At 65.1% G+C, this 21,185-nt stretch carries 21 protein-coding genes; 10 read left to right on the forward strand and 11 right to left on the reverse strand.

Annotation, left to right across the window (positions count from 1 at the left end):
• The first annotated feature begins 75 nt into the window (after positions 1-75).
• The 4 genes from KCG34_RS11285 to KCG34_RS26020 are packed head-to-tail and all read left to right on the forward strand — an operon-like array spanning position 76 to position 4,287.
• On the forward strand, positions 76-2,583 hold the full coding sequence (locus KCG34_RS11285) for a TonB-dependent receptor (protein WP_211940447.1): 2,508 nt from the start codon (positions 76-78) through the stop codon (positions 2,581-2,583).
• A 13-nt stretch (positions 2,584-2,596) separates the two neighbouring features.
• A complete protein-coding gene (locus KCG34_RS11290) occupies positions 2,597-3,814 on the forward strand; it encodes an aromatic ring-hydroxylating oxygenase subunit alpha (RefSeq protein WP_211940448.1) in 1,218 nt (405 codons plus the stop codon).
• A 22-nt stretch (positions 3,815-3,836) separates the two neighbouring features.
• Positions 3,837-4,148: an NIPSNAP family protein gene (locus KCG34_RS11295; protein ID WP_211940449.1), complete on the forward strand. Its 312-nt coding sequence runs from the start codon at positions 3,837-3,839 to the stop codon at positions 4,146-4,148.
• 7 nt (positions 4,149-4,155) lie between these two features.
• Positions 4,156-4,287, forward strand: a complete 132-nt coding sequence (locus KCG34_RS26020) for a hypothetical protein (RefSeq protein ID WP_256440789.1) — start codon at positions 4,156-4,158, stop codon at positions 4,285-4,287.
• A 95-nt stretch (positions 4,288-4,382) separates the two neighbouring features.
• On the opposite strand, the gene KCG34_RS11300 is transcribed toward KCG34_RS26020, so the two are convergent.
• The 10 genes from KCG34_RS11300 to KCG34_RS11345 all read right to left on the reverse strand — a co-directional run bounded on the left by KCG34_RS11300 (position 4,383) and on the right by KCG34_RS11345 (position 12,964).
• Positions 4,383-4,772 (reverse strand): response regulator, encoded by a 390-nt coding sequence (locus KCG34_RS11300; protein ID WP_211940450.1) that lies wholly within the window; start codon positions 4,770-4,772, stop codon positions 4,383-4,385.
• A gap of 108 nt (positions 4,773-4,880) precedes the next feature.
• A complete protein-coding gene (locus KCG34_RS11305; protein ID WP_211940451.1) occupies positions 4,881-5,891 on the reverse strand; it encodes an alpha-ketoacid dehydrogenase subunit beta in 1,011 nt (336 codons plus the stop codon).
• A gap of 15 nt (positions 5,892-5,906) precedes the next feature.
• Positions 5,907-6,878: a thiamine pyrophosphate-dependent dehydrogenase E1 component subunit alpha gene (locus KCG34_RS11310; RefSeq protein WP_211940452.1), complete on the reverse strand. Its 972-nt coding sequence runs from the start codon at positions 6,876-6,878 to the stop codon at positions 5,907-5,909.
• A 13-nt stretch (positions 6,879-6,891) separates the two neighbouring features.
• Positions 6,892-7,662, reverse strand: a complete 771-nt coding sequence (locus tag KCG34_RS11315) for a ThuA domain-containing protein (RefSeq protein ID WP_211940453.1) — start codon at positions 7,660-7,662, stop codon at positions 6,892-6,894.
• A gap of 8 nt (positions 7,663-7,670) precedes the next feature.
• Positions 7,671-8,432 carry an SDR family NAD(P)-dependent oxidoreductase gene (locus tag KCG34_RS11320; protein WP_211940454.1) on the reverse strand — a complete coding sequence of 254 codons (762 nt, stop codon included), beginning with the start codon at positions 8,430-8,432 and terminating at the stop codon, positions 7,671-7,673.
• Positions 8,433-8,589: 157 nt separating this feature from the next.
• Positions 8,590-9,705 (reverse strand): acetoin dehydrogenase dihydrolipoyllysine-residue acetyltransferase subunit, encoded by a 1,116-nt coding sequence (locus KCG34_RS11325; RefSeq protein ID WP_211940455.1) that lies wholly within the window; start codon positions 9,703-9,705, stop codon positions 8,590-8,592.
• Between the two features lie 59 nt (positions 9,706-9,764).
• On the reverse strand, positions 9,765-10,172 hold the full coding sequence (locus tag KCG34_RS11330; protein WP_211940456.1) for a nuclear transport factor 2 family protein: 408 nt from the start codon (positions 10,170-10,172) through the stop codon (positions 9,765-9,767).
• Positions 10,153-11,196: a thioredoxin-disulfide reductase gene (trxB, locus tag KCG34_RS11335; RefSeq protein ID WP_211940457.1), complete on the reverse strand. Its 1,044-nt coding sequence runs from the start codon at positions 11,194-11,196 to the stop codon at positions 10,153-10,155. The genes KCG34_RS11330 and trxB overlap by 20 nt, the downstream gene beginning before the upstream one ends.
• The gene (locus KCG34_RS11340; RefSeq protein ID WP_211940458.1) at positions 11,189-11,989 is read right to left on the reverse strand and encodes an SDR family NAD(P)-dependent oxidoreductase; all 801 of its coding nucleotides are present in this window, start codon (positions 11,987-11,989) and stop codon (positions 11,189-11,191) included. The genes trxB and KCG34_RS11340 overlap by 8 nt, the downstream gene beginning before the upstream one ends.
• 150 nt (positions 11,990-12,139) lie before the next feature.
• Positions 12,140-12,964 (reverse strand): TetR/AcrR family transcriptional regulator, encoded by an 825-nt coding sequence (locus KCG34_RS11345; RefSeq protein ID WP_211940459.1) that lies wholly within the window; start codon positions 12,962-12,964, stop codon positions 12,140-12,142.
• A 95-nt stretch (positions 12,965-13,059) separates the two neighbouring features.
• Between KCG34_RS11345 and KCG34_RS11350 the strand changes: the two genes are divergently transcribed.
• Together KCG34_RS11350 and KCG34_RS11355 are read left to right on the forward strand one after the other, a co-directional pair.
• Positions 13,060-13,650, forward strand: a complete 591-nt coding sequence (locus tag KCG34_RS11350; protein WP_211940460.1) for a nuclear transport factor 2 family protein — start codon at positions 13,060-13,062, stop codon at positions 13,648-13,650.
• A gap of 47 nt (positions 13,651-13,697) precedes the next feature.
• Positions 13,698-14,294: a carboxymuconolactone decarboxylase family protein gene (locus tag KCG34_RS11355; protein ID WP_211940461.1), complete on the forward strand. Its 597-nt coding sequence runs from the start codon at positions 13,698-13,700 to the stop codon at positions 14,292-14,294.
• A 68-nt stretch (positions 14,295-14,362) separates the two neighbouring features.
• Here the strand turns inward: KCG34_RS11355 and KCG34_RS11360 are convergent, their stop codons facing one another.
• Positions 14,363-15,598 carry a cytochrome P450 gene (locus KCG34_RS11360; protein ID WP_211940462.1) on the reverse strand — a complete coding sequence of 412 codons (1,236 nt, stop codon included), beginning with the start codon at positions 15,596-15,598 and terminating at the stop codon, positions 14,363-14,365.
• A gap of 120 nt (positions 15,599-15,718) precedes the next feature.
• Here KCG34_RS11360 and KCG34_RS11365 point away from each other — a divergent pair, with 120 nt between their 5' ends.
• From KCG34_RS11365 to KCG34_RS11380, 4 genes are all read left to right on the forward strand, one after another.
• Entirely contained in the window at positions 15,719-16,129 is a 411-nt protein-coding gene (locus tag KCG34_RS11365; RefSeq protein WP_211940463.1) for a putative quinol monooxygenase, read from the forward strand.
• 49 nt (positions 16,130-16,178) lie between these two features.
• Positions 16,179-16,913 carry a glucose 1-dehydrogenase gene (locus tag KCG34_RS11370; protein WP_211940464.1) on the forward strand — a complete coding sequence of 245 codons (735 nt, stop codon included), beginning with the start codon at positions 16,179-16,181 and terminating at the stop codon, positions 16,911-16,913.
• A gap of 13 nt (positions 16,914-16,926) precedes the next feature.
• Positions 16,927-18,327 (forward strand): aromatic ring-hydroxylating oxygenase subunit alpha, encoded by a 1,401-nt coding sequence (locus KCG34_RS11375; protein WP_211940465.1) that lies wholly within the window; start codon positions 16,927-16,929, stop codon positions 18,325-18,327.
• Positions 18,328-18,601: 274 nt separating this feature from the next.
• Positions 18,602-20,827, forward strand: a complete 2,226-nt coding sequence (locus KCG34_RS11380; RefSeq protein ID WP_211940466.1) for a TonB-dependent receptor — start codon at positions 18,602-18,604, stop codon at positions 20,825-20,827.
• Positions 20,828-21,185 lie beyond the last annotated feature (358 nt).

Raw genomic sequence — 21,185 nt, forward strand, 5'->3', positions numbered from 1 at the left:
TCGACCACTGGCGTCGACCGGATCGCAGCCGCTCGCCGGCTCATAACAATGCAAAAAATCGGGGGAGTGAATTTGATGAATAGCCTGCAACCCGCGGCCCGCCGCCGCGCCAAGACGATGCTTTTGCTGGCCTCCTGCGCCGCAGCGGCCCTGGCGGTCGCGCCACAGGTTCGCGCGGCGGCGGCGGCGGACGCGGCCGCCGCGCCCAACTCGCTGGAAGAGGTCATCGTCACCGCGCGCAAGAAGGACGAGAACATCCAGAACGTGCCGGTGGCGGTCACCGCCCTGCCAGCCAAGGTCTTGGATCGCTACGCCCTGACCTCGGTGGAAAAGATCGCCGCCACCACGCCGGAGCTCAAGGTCGTGCGCGGCAACAGCGGCAGCGGCGCCGACATCAGCCTGCGCGGGGTGGGCACCAGCTTCACCAGCGTCGGGCTGGAGCAGTCGGTCGCCGTGGACGTCGATGGCGTCTATTACGGCCAGGGCCGGGTGATCAACGAAGCCCTGTTCGACATGAAGCAGGTCGAGGTGCTGAAAGGCCCCCAGGCCCTGTTCTTCGGCAAGAACGCCACCGCCGGGGTGATCTCCTTCACCACCGCCGACCCGACCCCGACGCTGACCGGCATGCTGCGGGCCAGCTATGAATTCACCGCCAACCAGCCGACCATCGAGGGCTACCTCTCCGGACCGATCACGGATCGGCTGAGCGTGCGCCTGGCGATCCAGTATTCCGACATGCTGGGCGGTTATGTGAAGAACCTGGCCCCGGCGACCACCTACACCACGCTCGACGTCTCCAACGGCTTCGCCGCCAGCGTGCACAATGTGCCGGCGCCGACGCGGGACGCGCCGCAGGAAAAGGACCTGGTCGGCCGCTTCACCGCTAAGTACCGCGTCTCGGACGCGCTCACCGACACGGTCAAGGCTACGCTCGACCAGTACCGTGTGGTCGACGCCACCTGGAACTCGCTGACCTTCTTCTGCCCGCTGGGCGCGCGCCAGACTGACCCCGGCGAGCCCTGCGGCAAGAATTACAACGTCTATCAGAACCCGCTGCCGCCCGAGATCGCCAGGACCAACTCCATCGCCGGCCGCCACGGCGGGCAGCTCTACCAGGACTATGACAGCGAAGCGGTCTCCAACGACCTGAAGTACGAAGGCTCCAAGCTGAGCCTCGACTGGGTCACCGGCTTCCACCACTTCATCAACTATTTCCTTGGCGACTACGATCTGACCGGCGCGGTGAATGCGCCGGCCGGCACCTGGGGCATCGAGAAGTCGGAATACCAGGCCTTCTCGACCGAACTGCGCGGCCAGACCAAGTTCGCCGGCCCGGTCAACCTGATGGGCGGGTTCCTCTATCAATCGACCCAGCTCAATTTCAATCAGTTCGTGATCTTCCCCGGCGGCCTGTCGGACCTGTCGCTGCACACCAACGACGAATACGCCACGGTCGAAAAGCGCTCGCGCACCAACGGCCAGACCTGGTCCGGGTTCGGCCAGGTGATCTGGGACATCGCCCACGACTGGAACTTCACCGCCGGCGCCCGCTACACGCACGAGACCAAGGATTCCTACTTCATCCAGCCCTATGTGGTCGCGCCGTACCAGGGCGTCTTCCGGCAATACGATCCGACCAACCCGGCGAGCTTCATCGGCGCAAACCAGAGCTTCGACAACACAGCGCCCGAAGCGGCGCTGACCTGGAAGCCCAGGTCCAACCTGACCCTCTATGCAGCCTACAAGACCGGCTACAAGTCAGGCGGTTTCTCCGGCAGCGCCCTGAACAGCGCCATCGCCAACACCACCGAGAAAGAGCTCGCGTTCAAGCCGGAAACGGTCAAGGGCTTCGAGGGTGGGGTGAAATCGACTCTGCTGAACGGCGCCCTGCGACTGAACGCCGACGCCTACGACTACACCTACGACAACTTCCAGGTCGACTTCTTCGACTCCGTCCACATCGACTACGTCACCAAGAACGTCGGCAAGCTGGAGACGCGCGGCTTCGAGGTCCAGGCCGACTGGGCGCCGGAGCAGGTGCAGGGCCTCCTGATCAACGGCGCCCTGGCCTACAACAACGCCTTCTACAAGAGCTTCCCCGACGCCCCCTGCTATGGCGGCGAGACCATCGCCGAGGGCTGTTCGCTGGAGGCCAATACCCACTCGAGCTCGTTCGGCCAGCTGGTGCAGAACCTGACCGGGGTCACCGCCGGCCAGGCGCCCATGTGGACCGGGACCTTGGGGGTCAATTACGAGCGCGACCTGCCCGGGAACCTGAAATTCGGAGTCTCCGGCAACGCCCAGTTCTCCTCCAGCTACCACCTCAGCCAGTTCGGCTACGCCTTCGACCATCAGGCCGCCTACGCCACCTTCGACGCCAGCCTGCGGCTCGGCGACCAGAAGGGACGCTGGGAGGTGGCGCTGATCGGCAAGAACCTGACCGACCAGTTCATCCTGACCAGCGGCCTCGACGTGCCCAGCACCGGCAGCGGCACCGGCACAGCCAACGGGGTCCATTCCGACCTCGGCGGAACGCCCATGCTGCCGCGTACGATCGCGCTCCAGTTCACCACTCGTTTCTGACGCGGAGGATCCGATGACCACGCCCCTCGCCGCCACCGTGCCGAACCCCACGCCGGCCGAGCGCAACGCCGAGCTGATGCGCGAGCTGGAGCGGCGCATGGTCGCCCACCTGGCCGCAGGGGGCACCACCGACATGGCGCCCAGCCCCATGCGCAATCCGGGACGGGCCTATACCGACCCGCTGCGCCTGGAGGCGGAAAAGCGCGAGCTGTTCCACAAGCTGCCGCTGCTGGCCGGCTTCTCGCGCGACATCGAAAAGCCGGGCGACGTGATGCTGTTCGACGCGGCCGGGCCGGCGATCATGATCGTGCGCACCCGCTCCGGCGAGGCCAAGGCCTTCCTCAACATGTGCACCCACAGGGGCGCGAAGCTGGTGCGCGAGTGCTCACGGCGCAACCTGATCACCTGCCCGTTCCACGCCTGGAGTTTCGACCTGGAAGGCCGCCTGGTCGCCATGCCCGGCGACGCTTCGTTCGAAGGCGTGGACCGAACCACCCGCGGCCTGATCCCTGTGCCGGTGGGGGAATGGCGCGGCCTGATCTTCGTCAAGGCCCACCCCGGCGAGGAGGTGATCGACGTCGAGCGCTGGCTGGGCGATCTGGCGCCGATCATGGAAGGGCTGGAGCTGGACAAGGCCGGCCCGGTCAAGCTCAGCCAGGTCGAGGTGGACTGCAATTGGAAGTTCGCCCTCGACACCTACGGCGAGGGCTACCACTTCTCGGCTCTGCACCCGGCCACCTTCGGAACCGAGACCTGCTCCAACACCATCCTCTACCAGCAGTTCGGCCTGCACTACCGGGTCAACTTCGTTCACAAGAGCTATCTGGACTTGGTCGACAAGGACGAGCGGGACTGGCCGGCCACGCCCTATGGCGGCAGCCATCTTTTGTTCCCCAACACCATCCTCTATTCCGCGCCGATGGAGGGCGGCGGGCGCATGATCGGCCTCTATCGGCTGTTCCCGGGCGAGGGACCTGGCAGTTCGGTGACGCTGATGTCCACCTATCGCGCCGCCGACGCGCCGGAAAGCACGCCGGACGAAGCCTTCGCCCAGGCGCACGACTATATCGAGCAGGTGGTCCGCACCGAGGACTACAGCGTCTCCAAGGACGGCCAGCGCAACCTGGAGCACGCGCCGGAAGGCTTCGAGCTGATCTATGGCCGCAACGAGGCGGCGATCCAGAACAACCACCGCAACATAGCCCGCCTGATCGGCCTCCCTGTCGAGTGACGCGCCCACGGAGACGCATTCCATGTCCGTCTATTTGCATGTCACCCTGGAGATCCGCAGCAAGGGCCTGCCGGATTTCCTGAAAGCGATGGAGGAGACCGCCGTCCCCTTCCTGGAGAAGCAAGGCTGGCGCCTCGCCGGGGCCTTCATCCAAAGCAGCGGCCGGCTCGGGACCGTGATCGACCTCTGGGAGCTGGACGACTACCAGCACTATGACCGCGCCCTCGCCGCGTTCAGGTCCGATCCCAGCTTCACCGCCTTCAAGGCGTTAGTGGACGAGACGGTGCTGAACGAAACGGTCGTGTTCGCCGCAAAGGCCCCCTACATGCGCTGAGCGTCAGATGGCGGCGCTTGTCCGAAGCACTTCGGTCGCTCTCGCCGCCCACGCCCTTGCGGCCTGCCTCGACAGCAAAGCGCCTCCGGTGTTCCGCACGCTTCTGCCGACCGGAACGCCCGCCGTGGAGAACGCGTAACTCTTTGGCCTCCAGGCCTCCAAGGAGGCTTCTTCGACCAGCCTCAGAGAAAGCGTCAGCCTTGGTCGATGCCGGCTTGCGGTGGGCCTCGTCCGTCAATTTCCCGGGGCCCGGCGAGGTTTACGGCGGAAAGCGCGGCGCAGCGCCTCCACGATTTCACATGGCCGAACTGGCTTTTGGAGGAATTCCGAGCGGTCAACGCCCTCGGACCGAAAGCGCGCCTCCGCTGTCCCAGAGATGTAGACGACAGGAAGATGAGGATTGGCGGCCCGCGCTCTACGGGCGACTTCAAAGCCGTCAGCGCCTGCTCCCAGATCAATATCGGTCACCAAGGCTGAGAAGTCGATGGCTCTGCCCACCGCCTCGAGGGCGGCCGCGGCGCAGTGGACGCCGACGACGTCAAATCCGCAGTCCTTCAATGTTTCGCAGTTGGCGAAGTTCAAAATGAGATCGTCGTCAACAATCAACACGCGGAAGGGCCTCATGGCGCCAATCTCCGTCTATGACAAATCTCGAAATCCCGAGTCAGTCGTAAGTGGTTCGCTCGCTTTAGCTGGGAATGTCTTTGTTGGCTTTTCCGTCGGCTTCTATTGTCAGGCGTAGTTCAGCACCGCTCTTGCGGCCTTCTCGATGCGCTGCGGCGAGGGCAGGTATTCATCTTCCAGGCTCGGCGCGAACGGCACGGGCGTGTGCGGACAGGTGACCTGCTTGATCGGCGCCTTGAGGAACTTGAAGCCCTGGTCGGCCACCATGCCGGCGATGTCCGAGGCCATGGAGCAGCGCGGCGGGCTCTCGTCGATCACCACCAGGCGGCCGGTCTTTTCGACGCTCTCCAGGATGGTGTCCTCGTCCAGCGGCGAGGTCGTGCGCGGGTCGACCACCTCGGCCAGGACCCCGTCCTTGGCCAGCGCCTCGGCCACGGCGAGCGCGCGGGGAACCATGGCCCCCAGCGCCACCAGGGTCAGGTCCCGGCCCTCCCGCGCCACGTTCGCCTCGCCGAAGGGGATGCGATAGGCCTCATCGGGCACCTCGCCCTCCGAGCCGAACAGGAACTTGGATTCCAGGAAAATCACCGGATCGTCGTCGCGGATCGCCTGGATCAGCAGGCCCTTGGCGTCGTACGGATTGGACGGCATCACCACCTTCAGGCCGGGCACGGCGGTGAACAGCGGGTGCAGGGTCTGGCTGTGCTGGGCCGCGGCGCGGAAGCCGGCGCCCGCGGTGGCGCGGATCACCACCGGCGTCTTGGCCTTGCCGCCGAACATGTACCGGAACTTGGCGATCTGGTTGTAGATCTGGTCGAAACAGACACCGACAAAGTCGACGAACATGATCTCGGCCACAGGCCTGAGCCCCGTCAGCGCCGCCCCGCCCGCAGCGCCGATGATCGCGCTTTCGGAGATCGGCGTGTCGAACACGCGCTCAGGCCCGAATTCGTGATACAGGCCCTTCATCTGCCCGAACACGCTGCCGATCCCGCCGGCCTCGCCGGAGGCTCCCTGGCCGCCGGCCACGTCCTCGCCGAGGACGATGACACGGGGATCGCGCTGCATCTCGAGGCGAACCGCCTCGTTGATGGCCTGGAGATAGGTCTTCTTGGGCATACTGGCTCTCCGGCTTCAGGCGTATTTCAGGTAGACGTCGCGGGTCAGGTCGCGGCCCGGATCGGGGAACGGCGCGGCCAGGGCGACCTGGACGGCGTCCTCGATCTCGGCCAGCACCGCCGCCTCGACGGCGTCGAGTTCGTCCTGGCTCAAGAGGCCCGCCTCGGTCACGCCGAAGCGAAAGCGGGGCAAGGCGTCCGCGGCGCGAGCCTCGGCCAGTTCTTCCGGCGTGCGATAGGCCTGGGGATCGCCGACGAAGTGGCCCAGAAAGCGCTTGCAGCGCGATTCCAGGGCGTAGGGGCCCCGGCCCGAGCGCGCATGTTCCAGCGCCCGCCCCATGGCCTCGCGCACAGCGAAGAAGTCCATGCCGTCGACCACTTCGCACGGCAGGCCGAAGCTCTGCACCCGGTCGGCGATCGAAGGCGCGCCGACCGCGTAGCTGGAGGCTGTGTGCTCGCCGTAGCCATTGTTCTCGAAGACGAAGATGGCGGGCACCTGCAGCACCACCGCCATGTTCAGGGCCTCGAACACGGTGCCCTGGTTCGAGGCGCCGTCGCCGGAGAAGGCCACGGCCACCTTGCCGGTCTTGCCCACCTTCTGGGTCAGGGCCGCGCCGACCGCGATCGGCGGGCTGCCGCCGACGATGGCGTTGGCGCCCAGCATGCCCTTGGACATGTCGGCGATATGCATCGAGCCGCCCTTGCCGCCGCAGAGGCCGCCGGCCTTGCCCATGATCTCGAGCATCATGCCCTTCACATCGCAGCCCTTGGCGATGCAATGGCCGTGGCCCCGGTGGGTCGAGCCGATCCAGTCCTCGTCGGAGAGGTCGAAGCAGACACCCACGCCCGAGGCCTCCTGGCCCAGATAGACGTGGGCGAAGCCGGGGATGTTGCCGAGGGCGAACTCCTTGTCGACCCGCTCCTCGAAGGCGCGGATGGTGAACATCAGGCGATAGGCGCGCTTCAGGTCGTCGCGGCTGAGCTGCATGGGCTGTCCCCTCTCATGTGGAGGCTTCCTGACTGAGGGCGGGCGCCTTGGCCCAGGCGAGACCGCGGCGCAGTAGGTCGTAGAACACCGGCAGCGCCCAGGCCCCCTTCTCCGGAACCGGATAGAAATCGATCAGGGGCCGCATGTCGTAGTGGCCGCGGCAGTGGCCCAGCGTGAGGTAGAGCACAGCGCCCTCGCCGACCCCGTGAATGTAGAAGACCGGGCGCCTGGCCTTTTCCCACCGCGACTCGACAAAGCCGGTCGCCTCGCCCTCGAACTCGGTGTCGAGCAGCACGTGCAGGTCGCCATAGCATTCCGACAGATAGAGCTCATCGTCGGCGTCGAACGGTTCGACGCCCTGGACCAGCGGATGGTCCGGATCGGCCACGCTAACCCGGTAGGGGGCGATGGGCGGATGGGCGATGAACATCGAGCCGAGCGTCCGCATGAAATGAGGCGCCCAGCGCGGGCTGTCGACGAGCCCACTCGACAGGAACCGCAGGATCGAATTGGTGCCGTGCAGGGCGTACCAGCGGCCCCCGTTTTCCAGCCACGCCCGCAGAGCCTCCTGCTCGGCGAGACTTGGCGTCACATCGCAGGTGTAGCTGACCAGGAGGTCCGCCGCCCGGATCGCTTCGATGTTCGAATAGTCCTCGAACACCCGGACCCGAACACGATCGTCCTCGGCCAGCAGCTTGAGGATCTCCAGCCGGGCGAAGTCGATGTCGTGAAACTTGCCACCGGCGATCAGCACACAGTCGACGCGGCGCTTCAGGTCGGCCATGGCGCGGCCTAGTACTGGACGCGCTTGGTGAGCCCGCCATCGATGACCAGATTGGTCCCGGTCATGAACGGCGACGCCGGCGAGGCGACAAAGGCGATGGCCCGCGCGACCTCTTCAGCGTCGCCGAGCCGGCCCATGGGGATGGCGTTCAACGTCCGCTCGTAGACCGGCGGCATATGGGTCTTGATCGCATCCCAGGCGCCGCCGTCGATATAGGTCGGCCCCGGCGAGACGGTGTTCACCCGGATTCCCTTGGGCGCCAGCTGCTGGCTGAGCGCCGAAGCGTAGTTGATCACGGCCGCCTTGGTCGCGTTGTAGGCTTGGGGGCCGAAAAACTCCTCCAGGGCCGCGGTCGTGCCTAAGGCGACGATCGAACCGGCCTTCGACTTTTCGAGATAGGGCATCGCGGCCTCAACCCCGCGATAGGTCGCCATCAGGTCGAGATCGAACACCGCCTTCCAGCTTTCCTCTGTGGCTGGGCCGCCACCGGCCGAGGCGAACGAGATAAAGATGTCGCAGCCGCCCAATTGGTCCGCGGCGCGGGCCACCCACGCGCGGTAGGCCGCATTGTCGGTCATGTCGACGGCCTCGCCGAAGGCCCGCGCGCCCATGGGGCGCAGAACTGAGACCGTCGCCGCGACCGCCACCCCGTCGCGCGCGCAGATCGAAACGTCGCAGCCCTCGGCCGCAAGCACCTGCGCCGTCGCCCTGCCGATGCCCTTGCTGGCGCCCGCGAGCACAGCCTTCAGGCCTTTCAGACCCAGGTCCATGAGCATGTCCTCCTCGAAGGGCCTCGCCGTGGAGCGTCAGGCGACCTTCTGTGCCGAGGCACTTTAGAGTCGCCCGACCACGTCTCCAACAAAAAAAGCATCAGTGCTGCAGATTTTTGGCCAACACCTGTATGCGCGCTCGTCGGCCCCGGGCGCTTCAGCCCGCAATGGCCTCGCAGAGCAGCTGGTTGACCTCGCTCGCAGCTTCCAGATGCGGCAGATGCCCCGCAGCGTCGATCCAGACCAGACGGAAGCCTTCCGGCAGCAAGGCCGGTTCAACCGGGCCGACGATCCGATCGCCGTGTGACGAGATCACCAGGGCGTTCGGAATCTTGGGAAGATCGGCGCACAGCCGCGCGAGGTCCGAGCCCTCGACCAGCCGATCCCGGATCAGGCCGAGGGCCTGCTCTACCCCGTCCAGGCGCTTGAACTTCAGCAGATCCTCGACCATCGCCTTGGTCACCAGAGCCGGTTCGGCGACGAGCAGTTCCAGGTGAGGCTTCAAGTCCCTCGCGCGCTCGGCTTCGATGACGCCGGTGAGGAACGCTTCCGAGACCGGCGTCCCCGAGAGACCGGCCGGAGCGATCAGGCTGACCGAGGCGGCGAGACCGGGCCGATCTGCTGCAAGCCGCGCGATCACGGCGGCCCCCAATGAATGCCCCACCAGATGGGCGCGACCCACCCCGAGCGCGTCGAGCGCCGCGCCTATGCCCTCAGCCAGCGTCTTCAACGAACCGTCGCCGACGTCCCTGGACGAAGCGCCATGCCCGGGCAGGTCAATGGCGATCACGGGCGTGGAGGCGGCGAGCGCCTCGATGTTGAACAGCCAGCCGTTCATGTCGCCCGCAAAACCATGCACGAACACGGCCGGCGTCCCCTCGCCCACCCCGGCGCTGCCGACGGCCAATCGCAGCGCGCCCGCTTCGACATGACTGATGGCCAATCCGCCGCCTTCGGCCCCCTCGCCCTGCGGAACAAAGCTCGACTGGAAATCGGCGACGAAGGCGTCGACCTCGGCGTCGGAGACGTCCGCCTCAGCCAGCACCGCGATCAGGGCGCCCACGGGCAAAGTCGCGCCGGGTGCGGCGAGGATGCGCCGTAGCGTGCCCGAGGCCGGGCTTTCGCAAACATTGTTGATCTTGGCGGTTTCGATATCGACGAGTTCCTCGCCCTCGCCGACGGCGGCGCCCTCGGCGCGCCACCATTCAACGATGGTCCCCTCCTGCATCGAAAGGCCCCATTTGGGCATTCGGATCGGCGTGACGGCCGGCATGATCGCTCCCTTTGATCGCATTGGTTCGAAGGCCGGGCCAGCCGGAGCCGGCGACGCGCCTAGTTCGAGGCGTCGCTGTGAAGCACGGTGTAGGCGCGCTCGGCGAACAGCCAGGCGCCATCCTGCTTGATCAGCTGGTCCTGGTAGACGCCCATGACGTTCACGGCAGAGCCTTTGTGATCGATCAGAATCTCGCGCGTGTAGACCCGGACGTCCGCGCGCAGACCATCGAGCCGAAGATAGCCGGGCGCACAGTAGAAGCCGACCAAGGCGTATGCCTCCATCGCCTTGAGCCAGGCGGACTGGATCTGCGGCCTGCCGCGGAATTCCGCGCCCAGCAAACGCCAGACCCCATCCTCGGCCCAGTTGGCGATCCAGGCTTCACTGTCACGACGGAACACGGCGTCGCCATAGGCCTCGATGCGCTCGCGAACGGCCAGACGGTCTTCAATCGATCCAAGCGACATGGGCGTCTCCCGGCGTTGGCCCGCTTCCGATTTCCTGGGCTTCCTGGTGGCTGATCGGGTGGTGGGCCTTCTTGTGATCTTCTTCCGCAAGAAAACGCACCGCTTCCAATGCGGCCATGCAGCCCATGCCGGCGGCGGTCACCGCCTGGCGATAGACGTCGTCGGTGACGTCGCCCGCGGCCCAGACGCCGGGGATGGCGGTCGCCGCCGTGCCCGGAACCACTTTCAGATAGCCGCCGGCGTTGGTCTCCAGCTGGCCAGCGAACAGCTCGGAGGAGGGGGCGTGGCCGATGGCGACGAACACCCCGTCGCAGGCGATCTCGCTGAGGGCGCCGGTGCCCACGTTCTTCAGGCGGACGCCGGTGACGCCCAGGGGCTCCTTGGTCCCCAGGATCTCGTCGATGGCGCTGTCCCACACCACCTCGATCTTCGGATGGGCGAACAGGCGCTGCTGCAGGATGCGCTCGGCGCGGAACTCGTCGCGGCGGTGCACCACCGTCACCTTGGCGGCGAAGTTGGTCAGGAACAGCGCCTCCTCGACCGCAGTGTTGCCGCCACCAACGACGACTACGTTCTTGCCCCGATAGAAGAAGCCGTCGCAGGTGGCGCAGGCCGAGACGCCGAAGCCCTGGAAGGTCTGCTCGGTGGGCAGGCCGAGCCACTTGGCCTGGGCGCCAGTGGCGATGATCAGGGTCTCGGCCAGAAACACCGCGCCGCTGTCGCACTCCAGGCGGAACGGACGGGCCGACAGATCCGCTTTCAGCACGATGTCGGCGACGAACTCGGTCCCCACGTGCTCGGCCTGGGCCTTCATCTGGTCCATCAGCCAGGGGCCCTGGATCACATCGGAAAAGCCGGGATAGTTCTCGACATCGGTGGTGATGGTCAGTTGCCCGCCCGGCTGGATGCCCGCGATCAAGACCGGCTCCAGCATGGCTCTCGCGGCGTAGATGGCGGCGGTGTAGCCGGCGGGACCGGACCCGATGATGGCGCAGCGGACTTTGCGGTCCGCCAGATCAGGCATGCGCCGTCGCCGCCTGCTGGATCGAGGCGGCGACCTCCTCGCGGGTTGGATTGCGCCGCAGCGTCAGCCCGCCGTTCACCTGCAGGTTCTGACCGGTCATGAAACATTCGTCGGAGGCCAGGAACACGACAGCCGCCGCCACATCCTCCGACGTCCCGATTCGCCCGAGCGGATAGCTGGGCAGGAACGCCTCGACCAGGCCCGGTATGGCCGTCGCGGTCGCCGTCATCGGCGTATCCGTCAGGCCTGGCGAGATGGAGTTGGCCCGCACGCCGCGCTCGCCGAATTCGTGGGCGATGCAGCGAATGATGTGGTCCGTCCCCGCCTTGGTCCCCATATAGGCGGCGTGGTCGTTCAGCATGATGGTGGCGGTCGCCGAGCTGATCTGGACCAGGCTGCCCCCGCCGAGCTCCGCCATGGCGGCCACCATGGCCTGGTAGAAGAAGACCGTCCCGACGAACTGCAGATCGGCGATCTTGCGCAAGTCGGCTTCAGTCATGTCCAGGAATGTTGACAGATATCCCCAACCCGTCGCATTGACAGCAATGTCGATACGACCGAACTCGGCTTTCGCTGTGTCGGCCAGCGCAAAGGAGTCTGCGCGCTGGGTTATGTCGCATCGCGCCGCCACGCCGCCGATTTCAGCGGCCAGGGCTTCCAGCGCCTCAAGTCGACGGCCCGCCACCAGGACGCGCGCGCCTTCCCGCGCCAACCGCCGGGCTATGACCTGACCCATGTTGTTCGCGCCGGCGGCGCCGAGCACGACGGCGGACTTGCCCTGAAGGCGTTCCATCCCGTTTCCCCCAATAGCCGGTCAGTTTCGACATCCATGCCCGCGAGCCGCCGCAAGGTCTCCGCCCGGCGCGCCGCGATACAGCCTCGGGAGATATTTTATGCAGCAGTGCTGCTTGTCAAGCGCGGCCTTAAGCTTGCTGAGAGATCGTCATTGTGGGGAGAGGAGGTCCGCGGCCTGCTTGATCAGGGACAAGGCCTGGATGCGCCGCTCTTCGTCGAGAACCGCAGCGGTGTCACGGACCGGCAAGCGTTCGACACTTGGGCGCTCTTCGAGCACTTCGACGCCATGCGTCTTCCAGTAGGTGATGATGACCTCCGTCAGCATCTCGATCAATTCCCGCTGGCGGGCCGATCCTGCTGAGCTGAAGCGGAAGATGGCGAGCCCCTCCATGAACACCATGGTGAAGTCGCGCGCCCGGCGAAACGCCGCGTCGCCGTAGGCCGCAAGCTCAGGATACATCCTCTTGGCGGCGGCCACGGAAGCCTCGTCATTTTCGACCCCGAACTGCTCTAGCAGCACCCGAAGCTCCGGATTGGTCCTAGCGGTCGCCTCCAGCTCCTGCTTGGCCACGTGCAGCGGATCCTGAGTGACCTCCCAGAGCGCATTGACACCGGCCTCGATCCGGGCCGAAGGCCCTGAAGCCTGGGATATCAGGGAAAAGTACCGGCGCCGCCACTCAGCCAGCAGGTGGTCGATCGCCGCCCGGAGCAGGTCATCGAGCGTCGGGAAGTAGTATTGGATTCGGCCCCGGGTCATGCGCGAGCGGCGGGCGATCACCGACATGTTGGTTCCGCTCCAGCCATGTTCGGCGAAGCAGGCGACCGTCGCATCCAGGATCGCCCGGCGGGCGACATCGCTCTTCTCGCTGCCTTCTCCTTCGCCCGGCGCCGAATGAGGCTGGACGAGGCCGCCAGGCGACTGGCCGTATGACCTGGCGTTGCGGCGAACAGGTCCGGATTTGCTGGCGCTCATCATGCCTCCCAAGGCCGGCGTCGGCTCAAGTCGATCGACTTAAGGGACCGATCCATACCAACGCAACGATTTCGCGCTGAAAGCGAAGGTCGCACTTGAGCCTCGCCGATAAATCTGCATCAATGCTGCTTAATTGTCCGCAAAAATTTTACTTAGGCGAAGAAGGGAGAGTCGGCTTGGATTCGGGGGGGCTCCAGCGGCTGTTGGACGAGGCGGAATGCCGGACGCTGTTGATGCGCTATGGCCCCGCCGTGGACTGGCGTGACCGAACTGAGCTTGACCGCCTTTTTTGGCCAGACGCCGACGTCGATCTGGGAGTCTTCAAGGGTCTCGGCGCTGAAACGCCGGAATTCCTGATCCAGAACGCGGGCCAATCGTTGCGGCGCTGGCATGTCAGCAGCAGCCTGAGCCTTAAGGTCGATGGCGAAAGCGCCTATGCCGAAAGCTATGCTGTGACCCATGCCATCACCGGCGACGGGTCCGCCGAAATGGCGTCGCACCTGTTCTTGGGCCGCTACCTCGACCGGCTTGAGAAGCGCGGCGGCGAGTGGCGCATAGCGTCGCGCCGCTACCTTCTGCATGGCCAGGTCAGCGACGCCTACGTGGACAATCCGGCCCTGGCGCAGATGACCAAGGCGGACGACCTGGGCCCGGCCCATCCGCTGTTTTCCCGAAATCGCGCCTGACCGCCAGGCCCCGCGTGGCGTGAGCGCCCATCCAATCAGGAGGATCGATGACCCGGATCACCAAGGTGCCCGTCTCTGAATGGGATGAAGAACTCAGGACGATGGTGGCGGCCGATGAGGCCACTTCGGTCGAACAGGGTATGTACAGGGTGCTGGCGCATACGCCGGAACTCGGTAAGGCCGTCGCCGTGTTCGGTGGGAGCGTCTTTGGCAGCCGCACGCTGCCGCGGCGCCTGATTGAACTCGTGCGGCTGCGCATCGCCTTTCACAATCAATGCCGCAGCTGCATGGCGCTTCGCTATCACTCGGCCATCGACGACGGGCTGACGGAAGGCGCCGTCTGCTCGCTCGAAAAGCCGCAAGAGGCGGCCGACCTCAGCGAGGCCGAAAAGGCGGCGCTGCTCTATGCCGATCGCTCGGCGATCGATCACTTTTCGATCGGCGACGCCGATTTCGATGCGCTACGCAAGCAATTCACCGAAGCCGAGATCGTCGAGCTCGGGGTGTTCATCGCCTTCTTCATCGGCTTTGGCCGCCTGTCGGCCGCCTGGAGCATGACCGAGGACCTGCCGGAGGGCTACCAGGCCAGCGGCGAACAGATCCTGGCGCCATGGGCGCAGGAAGCGGTGCTGGTTCGGGGCTGAACCGGCGCCTTATTGCGGGCGCTGCCGCAGAGGCGCTCCCTGATGGGAGCGCCTCATTTTTTCGGCGTTCATCTGACTGGGTCAAACGAGACGTTCAGCGATCCCAGCGCGCGCAGGACGAAGCCCGGGACGTGCTCGAACGTGTTCTTGCCGGGCGTGAGCCGCAGATTCGGCAGGCGATCGAGGAGGGCCGCGAAGGCGATATTCTGCTCCAGCCGCGACAGGCCGGCGCCCGGACAGTGGTGCTCGCCCTGGCTGAAGGCCATGTGCCGGATCGCATTGGACCGGTCGAGGTCCAGCCGGTCGGGGTCCTTGAACACCGACGGATCCCGGTTCGCCGCCGCGAAGCGTAGATGCACCATGGCGCCTTTCGGTATCGGCACGCCGCGGATCTCGGTGTCGCGGGTCACGGTCCGATAGAGCCCTTGGGTCGGCGATTCCAGGCGCAGGACCTCCTCGGTGAAAACGCGGATCCTGCTCGTGTCGCTCTTGAGGCGCTCGTAGATCGCCGGCTCTCTCAGCATGAGCCACAGGCCGGAGGTGAGCGAAAAGGTCGTGGTCTCGTTCCCGCCGATATAGAGATGATCGAGCATGGAGATGATCTCGGCGTCCTCGAGCGGCCGGTCCCCATCGAATTTCGCATTGACGAGATGGCTGATGATATCGTCCTTCGGCGCGCGGCGACGCTCGTCGATATGCGACTTGAGATAGGCCTGGAAGGCCACGCCATGCTCCGCAACCCAGATCTCCTGTTCCAGGCTCAGCCCCCGCGCAAACGGCGCGGCCCAGGCGGCTGACCAGACCTTGAGCTGTGGGATGTCTTCGAGCGGCAGGCCCAGCAGCGCCGTGATGACCATGGTCGGAAGGGGCTCGGCGAAGGCGCTGACGAAATTGATCTCGCCGTCCTGCTGGAAGCCGTCGATGAGGTCATCGACGATCTTTTCGATCAATGGCCGAGCGCGCTCGAGCGACTCACCCAGAAAGAAGTGATCGACCAGCGCCCGGTACTTCTTGTGCTCTGGCGGATCGACGGCGAGGGGAAACTGCTTCGGCCACCCCCGCTCTGTGTAGATAGCCCGCGCCTCCGGATATTGCAGGAGAGATTCTCCGCCGTACTTCTCGCGCTCGTTAGAGAAGGTGTCATTGTCGCGCACCACAGCGGCGATGTCCTCATATCGCGTCAGCACGAACATGTTCAAGTCCGGCGTCTTGTACACCGGAGCCGCCACGCGGAGCTGGGTGTAGGTCTCGTACCAGGTCTTGTGGGCGTCTGGGCCGAACAGGTCCGGTGTGGGCGACTTCATGGCGTTCCCTCAGAAATTTTGTCGCAATCGCAACAATCGCTTGTCAAGCAGCACTGCTGCATGAAACATATGACCTCAATGAAGCCCGGTCAAACGAGAACCGGACAGGGAGGGCGTATAGTGGCGACCATCATCGCGCATATACGTGTGAAGCCTGGTCGAGAGGCGGCTTTCGAGCAGACGGCCCGAACGATGTTCGCGGCCTCGCATGGCAATGAGAAAGCGCTCAGGCGCTACGAGTACTGGCGCTCCCAAGAGCCGGGGAAATACTACTGCCTGCTCGCGTTCGACGACTATGTCGGATTCATGATTCATCAGTCCAGCCCACACCATGAGGCGGCCGCTGCGCCCCTGATGGACCTGATTGCTGAGCTTCGGCTGGAATGGATCGATCCCGTTCAGGGCGCCTCGCCGTTGCCGGCCACCCACGCGCGGCCGCTGCCGCCGGACGCCGGTCCCGTCATGCGCCGCTATGCCGAGATGATGCCGGTCGCGACAGCTGACTGGTGGGATCCGTTGCGCGAAGCCTGACAGCGCCGGCGATCGCCGGGCCAGACAACAAAGAAGGAGGAAGCCGCAGATGGGACGAGTCGCAGGCAAGGTCGCGCTGATCACCGGCGGCGCGCGCGGACAGGGGGCCGCCCATGCGCGACGCCTTTCCGAGGAGGGGGCCAAGGTGGTGATCAGCGATATCCGGGACCAGGAGGGCCATGCCCTGGCGGCCGCTTTGGACGCCGAATACCTGACCCATGACGTCGGCTCGGATTCATCCTGGCGCGAGACCATGGAAACCGTGCGCGCCCGCTACGGTCGCCTGGACGTGCTTGTGAACAATGCCGGCATCGCCATCATGGCGGGGCTGGCGGAGACCGACGCCGCCCTGTTCGAGCGAACCGTCCGCGTGAACCAGCTCGGCGTATTCCTCGGTATCAAGTACGGCGCGGAGCTGATGAAGGCCACACGCGGCGGCTCGATCATCAACATCTCTTCGATCACCGCCCTGAAGTCGGAGCCTCGCTATATCGCGTATACCTCGACCAAATGGGCTGTCCGGGGCCTGACCCGCGCCGCCGCGCTCGAACTCGCCCCCCTCGGAATCCGCGTCAATACGATCTTTCCGGGCATCATCGACACACCGATGCTGACCGACTCTGTGCCAGGCCTGGATGTCGCCCAGTTCGGGGCTGCAAACACGCCCCTGGGCAGGGTCGGCGTGCCGGACGATGTCGCCTCCGCGATCGTCTTCCTCGCCTCCGACGAAAGCAGCTTCATCACCGGCGCCGAATTGGCGGTCGACGGGGGCGTCTGCGCCTGAGGAGACCGGACAGATGCATCAAGCGCCCCTCCAGTATCGTCCCGACCGTCACCCGTCGGAATCCTATGATGACATCTTGAACCGCGACACGCGGCCGGTTCCAGATTTCCTGCGCCAGGGCCCGACCCCCGATCTGGGGAGCGCGCCCGTTCCGGCTGCGAACTACTTCAGCCCCGAATATTTCGCGAAGGAGGTTGAATGTCTCTGGCCGAGGGTCTGGCAGATGGCCTGCCGGGAGGAGGAGATCGCCAATGTCGGCGACGTCCAACTCTACGATATCGTGGGCAAATCCTTCATCATCGCCCGCACTGCGCCCGACGAGATCAAGGCCTTCTACAATTCGTGCCTTCACCGGGGCCGTAAGCTGGCGACCCTGAGCGGCTGCAAGCCGGAATTCCGCTGCCCCTTTCACGGCTTCACCTGGAACCTCGACGGCAGCTTCAAGGAGAACCCCATCGCCTGGGATTTTCCCCAGTGGCGAGACCGGGCGATGAACCTGCCTGAAGCCAAGGTCGATACCTGGGGCGGCTTCGTGTTCATCAACCTGGACCCCGAGGCTCAGCCCCTGGCCTCCGTGCTGGGACCGTTGGCGGAGCATTTCGAAGGCTACGGCTACGCTGATCGTTACAAGGTGGTCCACGTCGCCAAGGTGGTCCGTTGCAATTGGAAGGTGCTCGCCGAGGCTTTCATGGAGAGCCACCACTCGATCGCCACCCACCCGCAGATTCTGCCCTTCCTTGCTGACGCCAACAGCCAGTACGACGTCCTGACCGACTTCGTCTCACGACAGTTCTCGGCCGGCGGGGTTCCCAGTCCTTTCGTGGCCGAACGCAACTATTCCGCGGCAGACATTGTCTACGCGATGCGCTCGACCAGCGGCGGCGCGCGGCGCCGCGGCCAATCCGACGGGAATGTCCAAGTCCCCGCCGGCGTCTCCGCCCGCGCCTACGCCGCCGAACAGGCGCGGCAGGAGCTCTCCGCCGAGGACGGATGGGACTATTCCGCCGCCTCGGACGCCGAGATGGTCGACGCCCTGCTCTACAACGTCTGGCCGCATATGAGTTTCTGGGCCGGCTATGCGCCGAACCTGGTCTATCGCTGGCGGCCCGACGGCCTGGATCCCGAACGCGCGATCATGGACGTCATGATCCTCAAGCGGGCTCCGAAAGACGGCCCGCGGCCGCCACCCGCCGGCGTCCACGAACTGGGCGTCGATGAGCCCTGGAGCGATGCGCCCGAGCTTGGCCCGCTCGTCGGCATCTTCGAACAGGACATGGGCAACCTGCCCTTCGTGCAGGAAGGCCTGCGCGCCTCAGGCACGGGGCAGGTGCATTTCGGCCTCTACTCTGAACTGCGCATCCGCAAGCTGCACCAGATGATCGATCGCTTCATCGCGGCCGGCGAGCGCACCTGAACCAACACGATCCGGGCGGAAAACCGCCGGACTTCACACGGGGAATACCATGGGCATGCTCTTCACTGACCGCGCCGGACGCAAATGGGTCCGGCCCAGCCGCCATGCGCCTTCAGTCGTTGGCGCGCTGGGTTGCTTTCTTCTGTTGAACCTGGGAACGCCAGCGTTTGCGGACACAGCTGCGCCCGTCGCGGCGACCGCGCCAGACACGCTGGGGGAAGTTGTCGTCACGGCGCGCAAGCAATCCGAGAGCCTGCAGAAGGCCCCCCTTACCGTGACCGCGGTCTCCGGCGCCGAACTCGCCCGGTTTGGCTATGACAAGCCTGAAGATGTCACGAGCCGCATCCCGTCGCTGAACGTGTCGTGCTGTGGGTCGGGCTCCGGCGCACAGGTCAGCCTGCGGGGGGTCGGCTCGTCCTATCTATCGGCTGCGTTCGACTCGGCGGTGGCGCTCGATTTCGACGGGGTGGTCGTCAGCAGCATGCGTGTCCTGCAATCGGGTTTCTTCGACATGCAGCAGATCGAAGTCCTCAAAGGGCCCCAGTCTCTCTACTTCGGCAAGAGCGCCTCGGCTGGCGTGCTGTCCTTCAAGTCCGCCGACCCGACCAATCATTGGGAATACGGCGGCAAAGCTTCCTATGAGTTCGAGCAACGGGGCGAAACGCTCGAATCTTACGTGTCCGGCCCGTTGACGGACAATCTGGGCCTGCGCCTGGCCGCTCAATACAACAATATCGACGAGGTCCTGCACAACTCGGCGCCGGGGGTCGCCCATCCGGACCGCGGAGAGACCAACGCCAACGTCCGCGCGACCCTGCAGTGGAAGCCGAGCGATTCCTTTTCCGCAAACCTCAAACTCAATTTCGTCCACCACGATGCCGACGGCAGCATCCGCAACTCCGTCGTGGCCTGCGGAAAGAACGGGGTCGCCGATCCCATCAGCCTGGCCGGCGGCGCGTTTCTCATCCCCGCAGGGTACAACTGCGACACCTCAGGCAATCACTACGTCCTGCCCGACATAGCTCCGCCGCTGGCGATCAAGGCGCCGCTTGGGAAGGATTTCAACAACGGCGTGCCGTACGCCAATTCCGACATCTACTTCGGTCGGCTGAAATTCGACTGGAAGCTCGGCGAGCACCTCACGCTCGCCTCAGTCACCGGCTATCTTGACCAGCAATCCGTCGACTTTGACGCCTTCAGCTATGGCGGCGTGCTCAATGGGGCCAGCTTTGGGACCGGCGCCGGACTGGCCTACAACAACCTGCGCCAGTTCAGCCAGGAGGTGCGGCTGGCCAGCAGCTTCAGCGGGCCGCTGAACTTCATGGTCGGCGCCTTCTACGAGCAGCGCCATATCGAGTTCAACACTTCGCAAAATGCGATCAACATCGCGGCGTTGGCTGGCCCGGACCCGGTCACGGGCTATACATCCGACTGGTACAAGGAACACCTCACCCATACCGACGCGATATCGGCCTTCGGCAGCGTGAACTATGACATTACAAGCCAACTGAAGCTATCAGGCGGGGTTCGCTGGACCCACGAGAAGAAGGATCAGGAGATTTCTGTTCCGTACGACAGCATCATCCTGACCAGTTTGTATGGGTTTGCGCCGAGCGGTTTCGCCGCTGCGCCGATCTATTACAAGGACAGCAACGTCTCGCCGGAGGTTTCGCTCAGCTACCAGCCGACGAAGGACCTCAACTTCTATGCGGCGTACAAGGAGGGTTACAAATCCGGCGGCATCGACAATAGCGCCCTGCCCTCCAACGCCCTGATCGGCCTGTCCAGTCCGGACGCCGCCGTCCGCGCCGCGACGGCCGCCGCCCTCGTCTACAAGGCGGAAACTGCAAAGGGCGGCGAGATCGGGGTGAAGTCGCAATGGTTCGGCCGCACCCTCACGCTCAACGCCTCGATCTACGACTATGTCTTCCAGAACCTGCAACTGCAGATCTTTGATGGCGTGGCCGTTCAGTTCCACACCACCAACGCCGGCGAGCTGACCTCTCGCGGCGCGGACCTGGATTTCAGATGGCTGACCCCGATCGACGGCCTGAGCTTCTTTGGCGCACTGGCCTATACGGACGCGACCTACACCAAGTCCTTCGTGCCGGACCCCGTCAGCGGCGCCGACCTGAAGGGGCGCGCATCGTCAGGGGCCCCGAAATGGTCTGGCAACGTCGCCGCGAACTACCATGCGCCGGTGGGAAACAGCTACAGGTTCGACCTCACGGGTAATCTGCAGTTCAAGACCAGCTACTACACCCGTGACGGCAGCCCGTCGGACTATGTGCAGGGCTCATCTGCGACCTTCGACCTGGCAAGTTCCATCGGCCCGGACAGCGGTCGCTGGGCGCTGGCGCTGGTCGGCACGAACCTGACGGACAAGCGAACGGTGACCTCCAGCGGTCCGCGGCCGTTCCTGCCGGCAAGCGGGGACGACGTGATCCTCAACCTGAGCGAAGGGCGCAAGGTCTTTGTCCAGGCGTCGTTCAAATTCTAGGAAGGGAGGCCAGTCGCCACAGGCTGAAATCGCGATGCGGTTTGGTCGGGGCCTAACCGGTGCTGGCTCAGCTGAGTTCAGTCATGGTACTTGGCCGAAAGACTTGAGGCTGACGATGCCAAGTAAAATCGGCATCAACTCCGTGCGGCCGACCTCCCCGGTCGCGGTCAACCTTTGGCCGGGCTCAGGCTCGACCGCCTATTTTTACATGCCGTCGGCATTGAGGCCTGCAGGAAGGCTGTATCGGCAAGTTGAGGCTGGCGAACGGCTAGAGCGGTGTGGCTGCAGAACCCTTCGGTAGCAAGGTCCGCTCTAGGGAAACAAACGCGACCTTAGGCGGGACGGGGGATGACCGCAA

This window comes from Phenylobacterium montanum (assembly GCF_018135625.1).
Taxonomy (GTDB): Bacteria; Pseudomonadota; Alphaproteobacteria; order Caulobacterales; family Caulobacteraceae; genus Poindextera; species Poindextera montana.

Coding starts and splice junctions, on each gene's coding strand:
- KCG34_RS11285 (WP_211940447.1), top strand. CDS start 76: ATGAATAGCCTGCAACCCGCGGCCCGCCGCCGCGCCAAGACGATGCTT.
- KCG34_RS11290 (WP_211940448.1), top strand. CDS start 2,597: ATGACCACGCCCCTCGCCGCCACCGTGCCGAACCCCACGCCGGCCGAG.
- KCG34_RS11295 (WP_211940449.1), top strand. CDS start 3,837: ATGTCCGTCTATTTGCATGTCACCCTGGAGATCCGCAGCAAGGGCCTG.
- KCG34_RS26020 (WP_256440789.1), top strand. CDS start 4,156: ATGGCGGCGCTTGTCCGAAGCACTTCGGTCGCTCTCGCCGCCCACGCC.
- KCG34_RS11300 (WP_211940450.1), bottom strand. CDS start 4,772: ATGAGGCCCTTCCGCGTGTTGATTGTTGACGACGATCTCATTTTGAAC.
- KCG34_RS11305 (WP_211940451.1), bottom strand. CDS start 5,891: ATGCCCAAGAAGACCTATCTCCAGGCCATCAACGAGGCGGTTCGCCTC.
- KCG34_RS11310 (WP_211940452.1), bottom strand. CDS start 6,878: ATGCAGCTCAGCCGCGACGACCTGAAGCGCGCCTATCGCCTGATGTTC.
- KCG34_RS11315 (WP_211940453.1), bottom strand. CDS start 7,662: ATGGCCGACCTGAAGCGCCGCGTCGACTGTGTGCTGATCGCCGGTGGC.
- KCG34_RS11320 (WP_211940454.1), bottom strand. CDS start 8,432: ATGGACCTGGGTCTGAAAGGCCTGAAGGCTGTGCTCGCGGGCGCCAGC.
- KCG34_RS11325 (WP_211940455.1), bottom strand. CDS start 9,705: ATGCCGGCCGTCACGCCGATCCGAATGCCCAAATGGGGCCTTTCGATG.
- KCG34_RS11330 (WP_211940456.1), bottom strand. CDS start 10,172: ATGTCGCTTGGATCGATTGAAGACCGTCTGGCCGTTCGCGAGCGCATC.
- trxB (WP_211940457.1), bottom strand. CDS start 11,196: ATGCCTGATCTGGCGGACCGCAAAGTCCGCTGCGCCATCATCGGGTCC.
- KCG34_RS11340 (WP_211940458.1), bottom strand. CDS start 11,989: ATGGAACGCCTTCAGGGCAAGTCCGCCGTCGTGCTCGGCGCCGCCGGC.
- KCG34_RS11345 (WP_211940459.1), bottom strand. CDS start 12,964: ATGAGCGCCAGCAAATCCGGACCTGTTCGCCGCAACGCCAGGTCATAC.
- KCG34_RS11355 (WP_211940461.1), top strand. CDS start 13,698: ATGACCCGGATCACCAAGGTGCCCGTCTCTGAATGGGATGAAGAACTC.
- KCG34_RS11360 (WP_211940462.1), bottom strand. CDS start 15,598: ATGAAGTCGCCCACACCGGACCTGTTCGGCCCAGACGCCCACAAGACC.
- KCG34_RS11370 (WP_211940464.1), top strand. CDS start 16,179: ATGGGACGAGTCGCAGGCAAGGTCGCGCTGATCACCGGCGGCGCGCGC.
- KCG34_RS11375 (WP_211940465.1), top strand. CDS start 16,927: ATGCATCAAGCGCCCCTCCAGTATCGTCCCGACCGTCACCCGTCGGAA.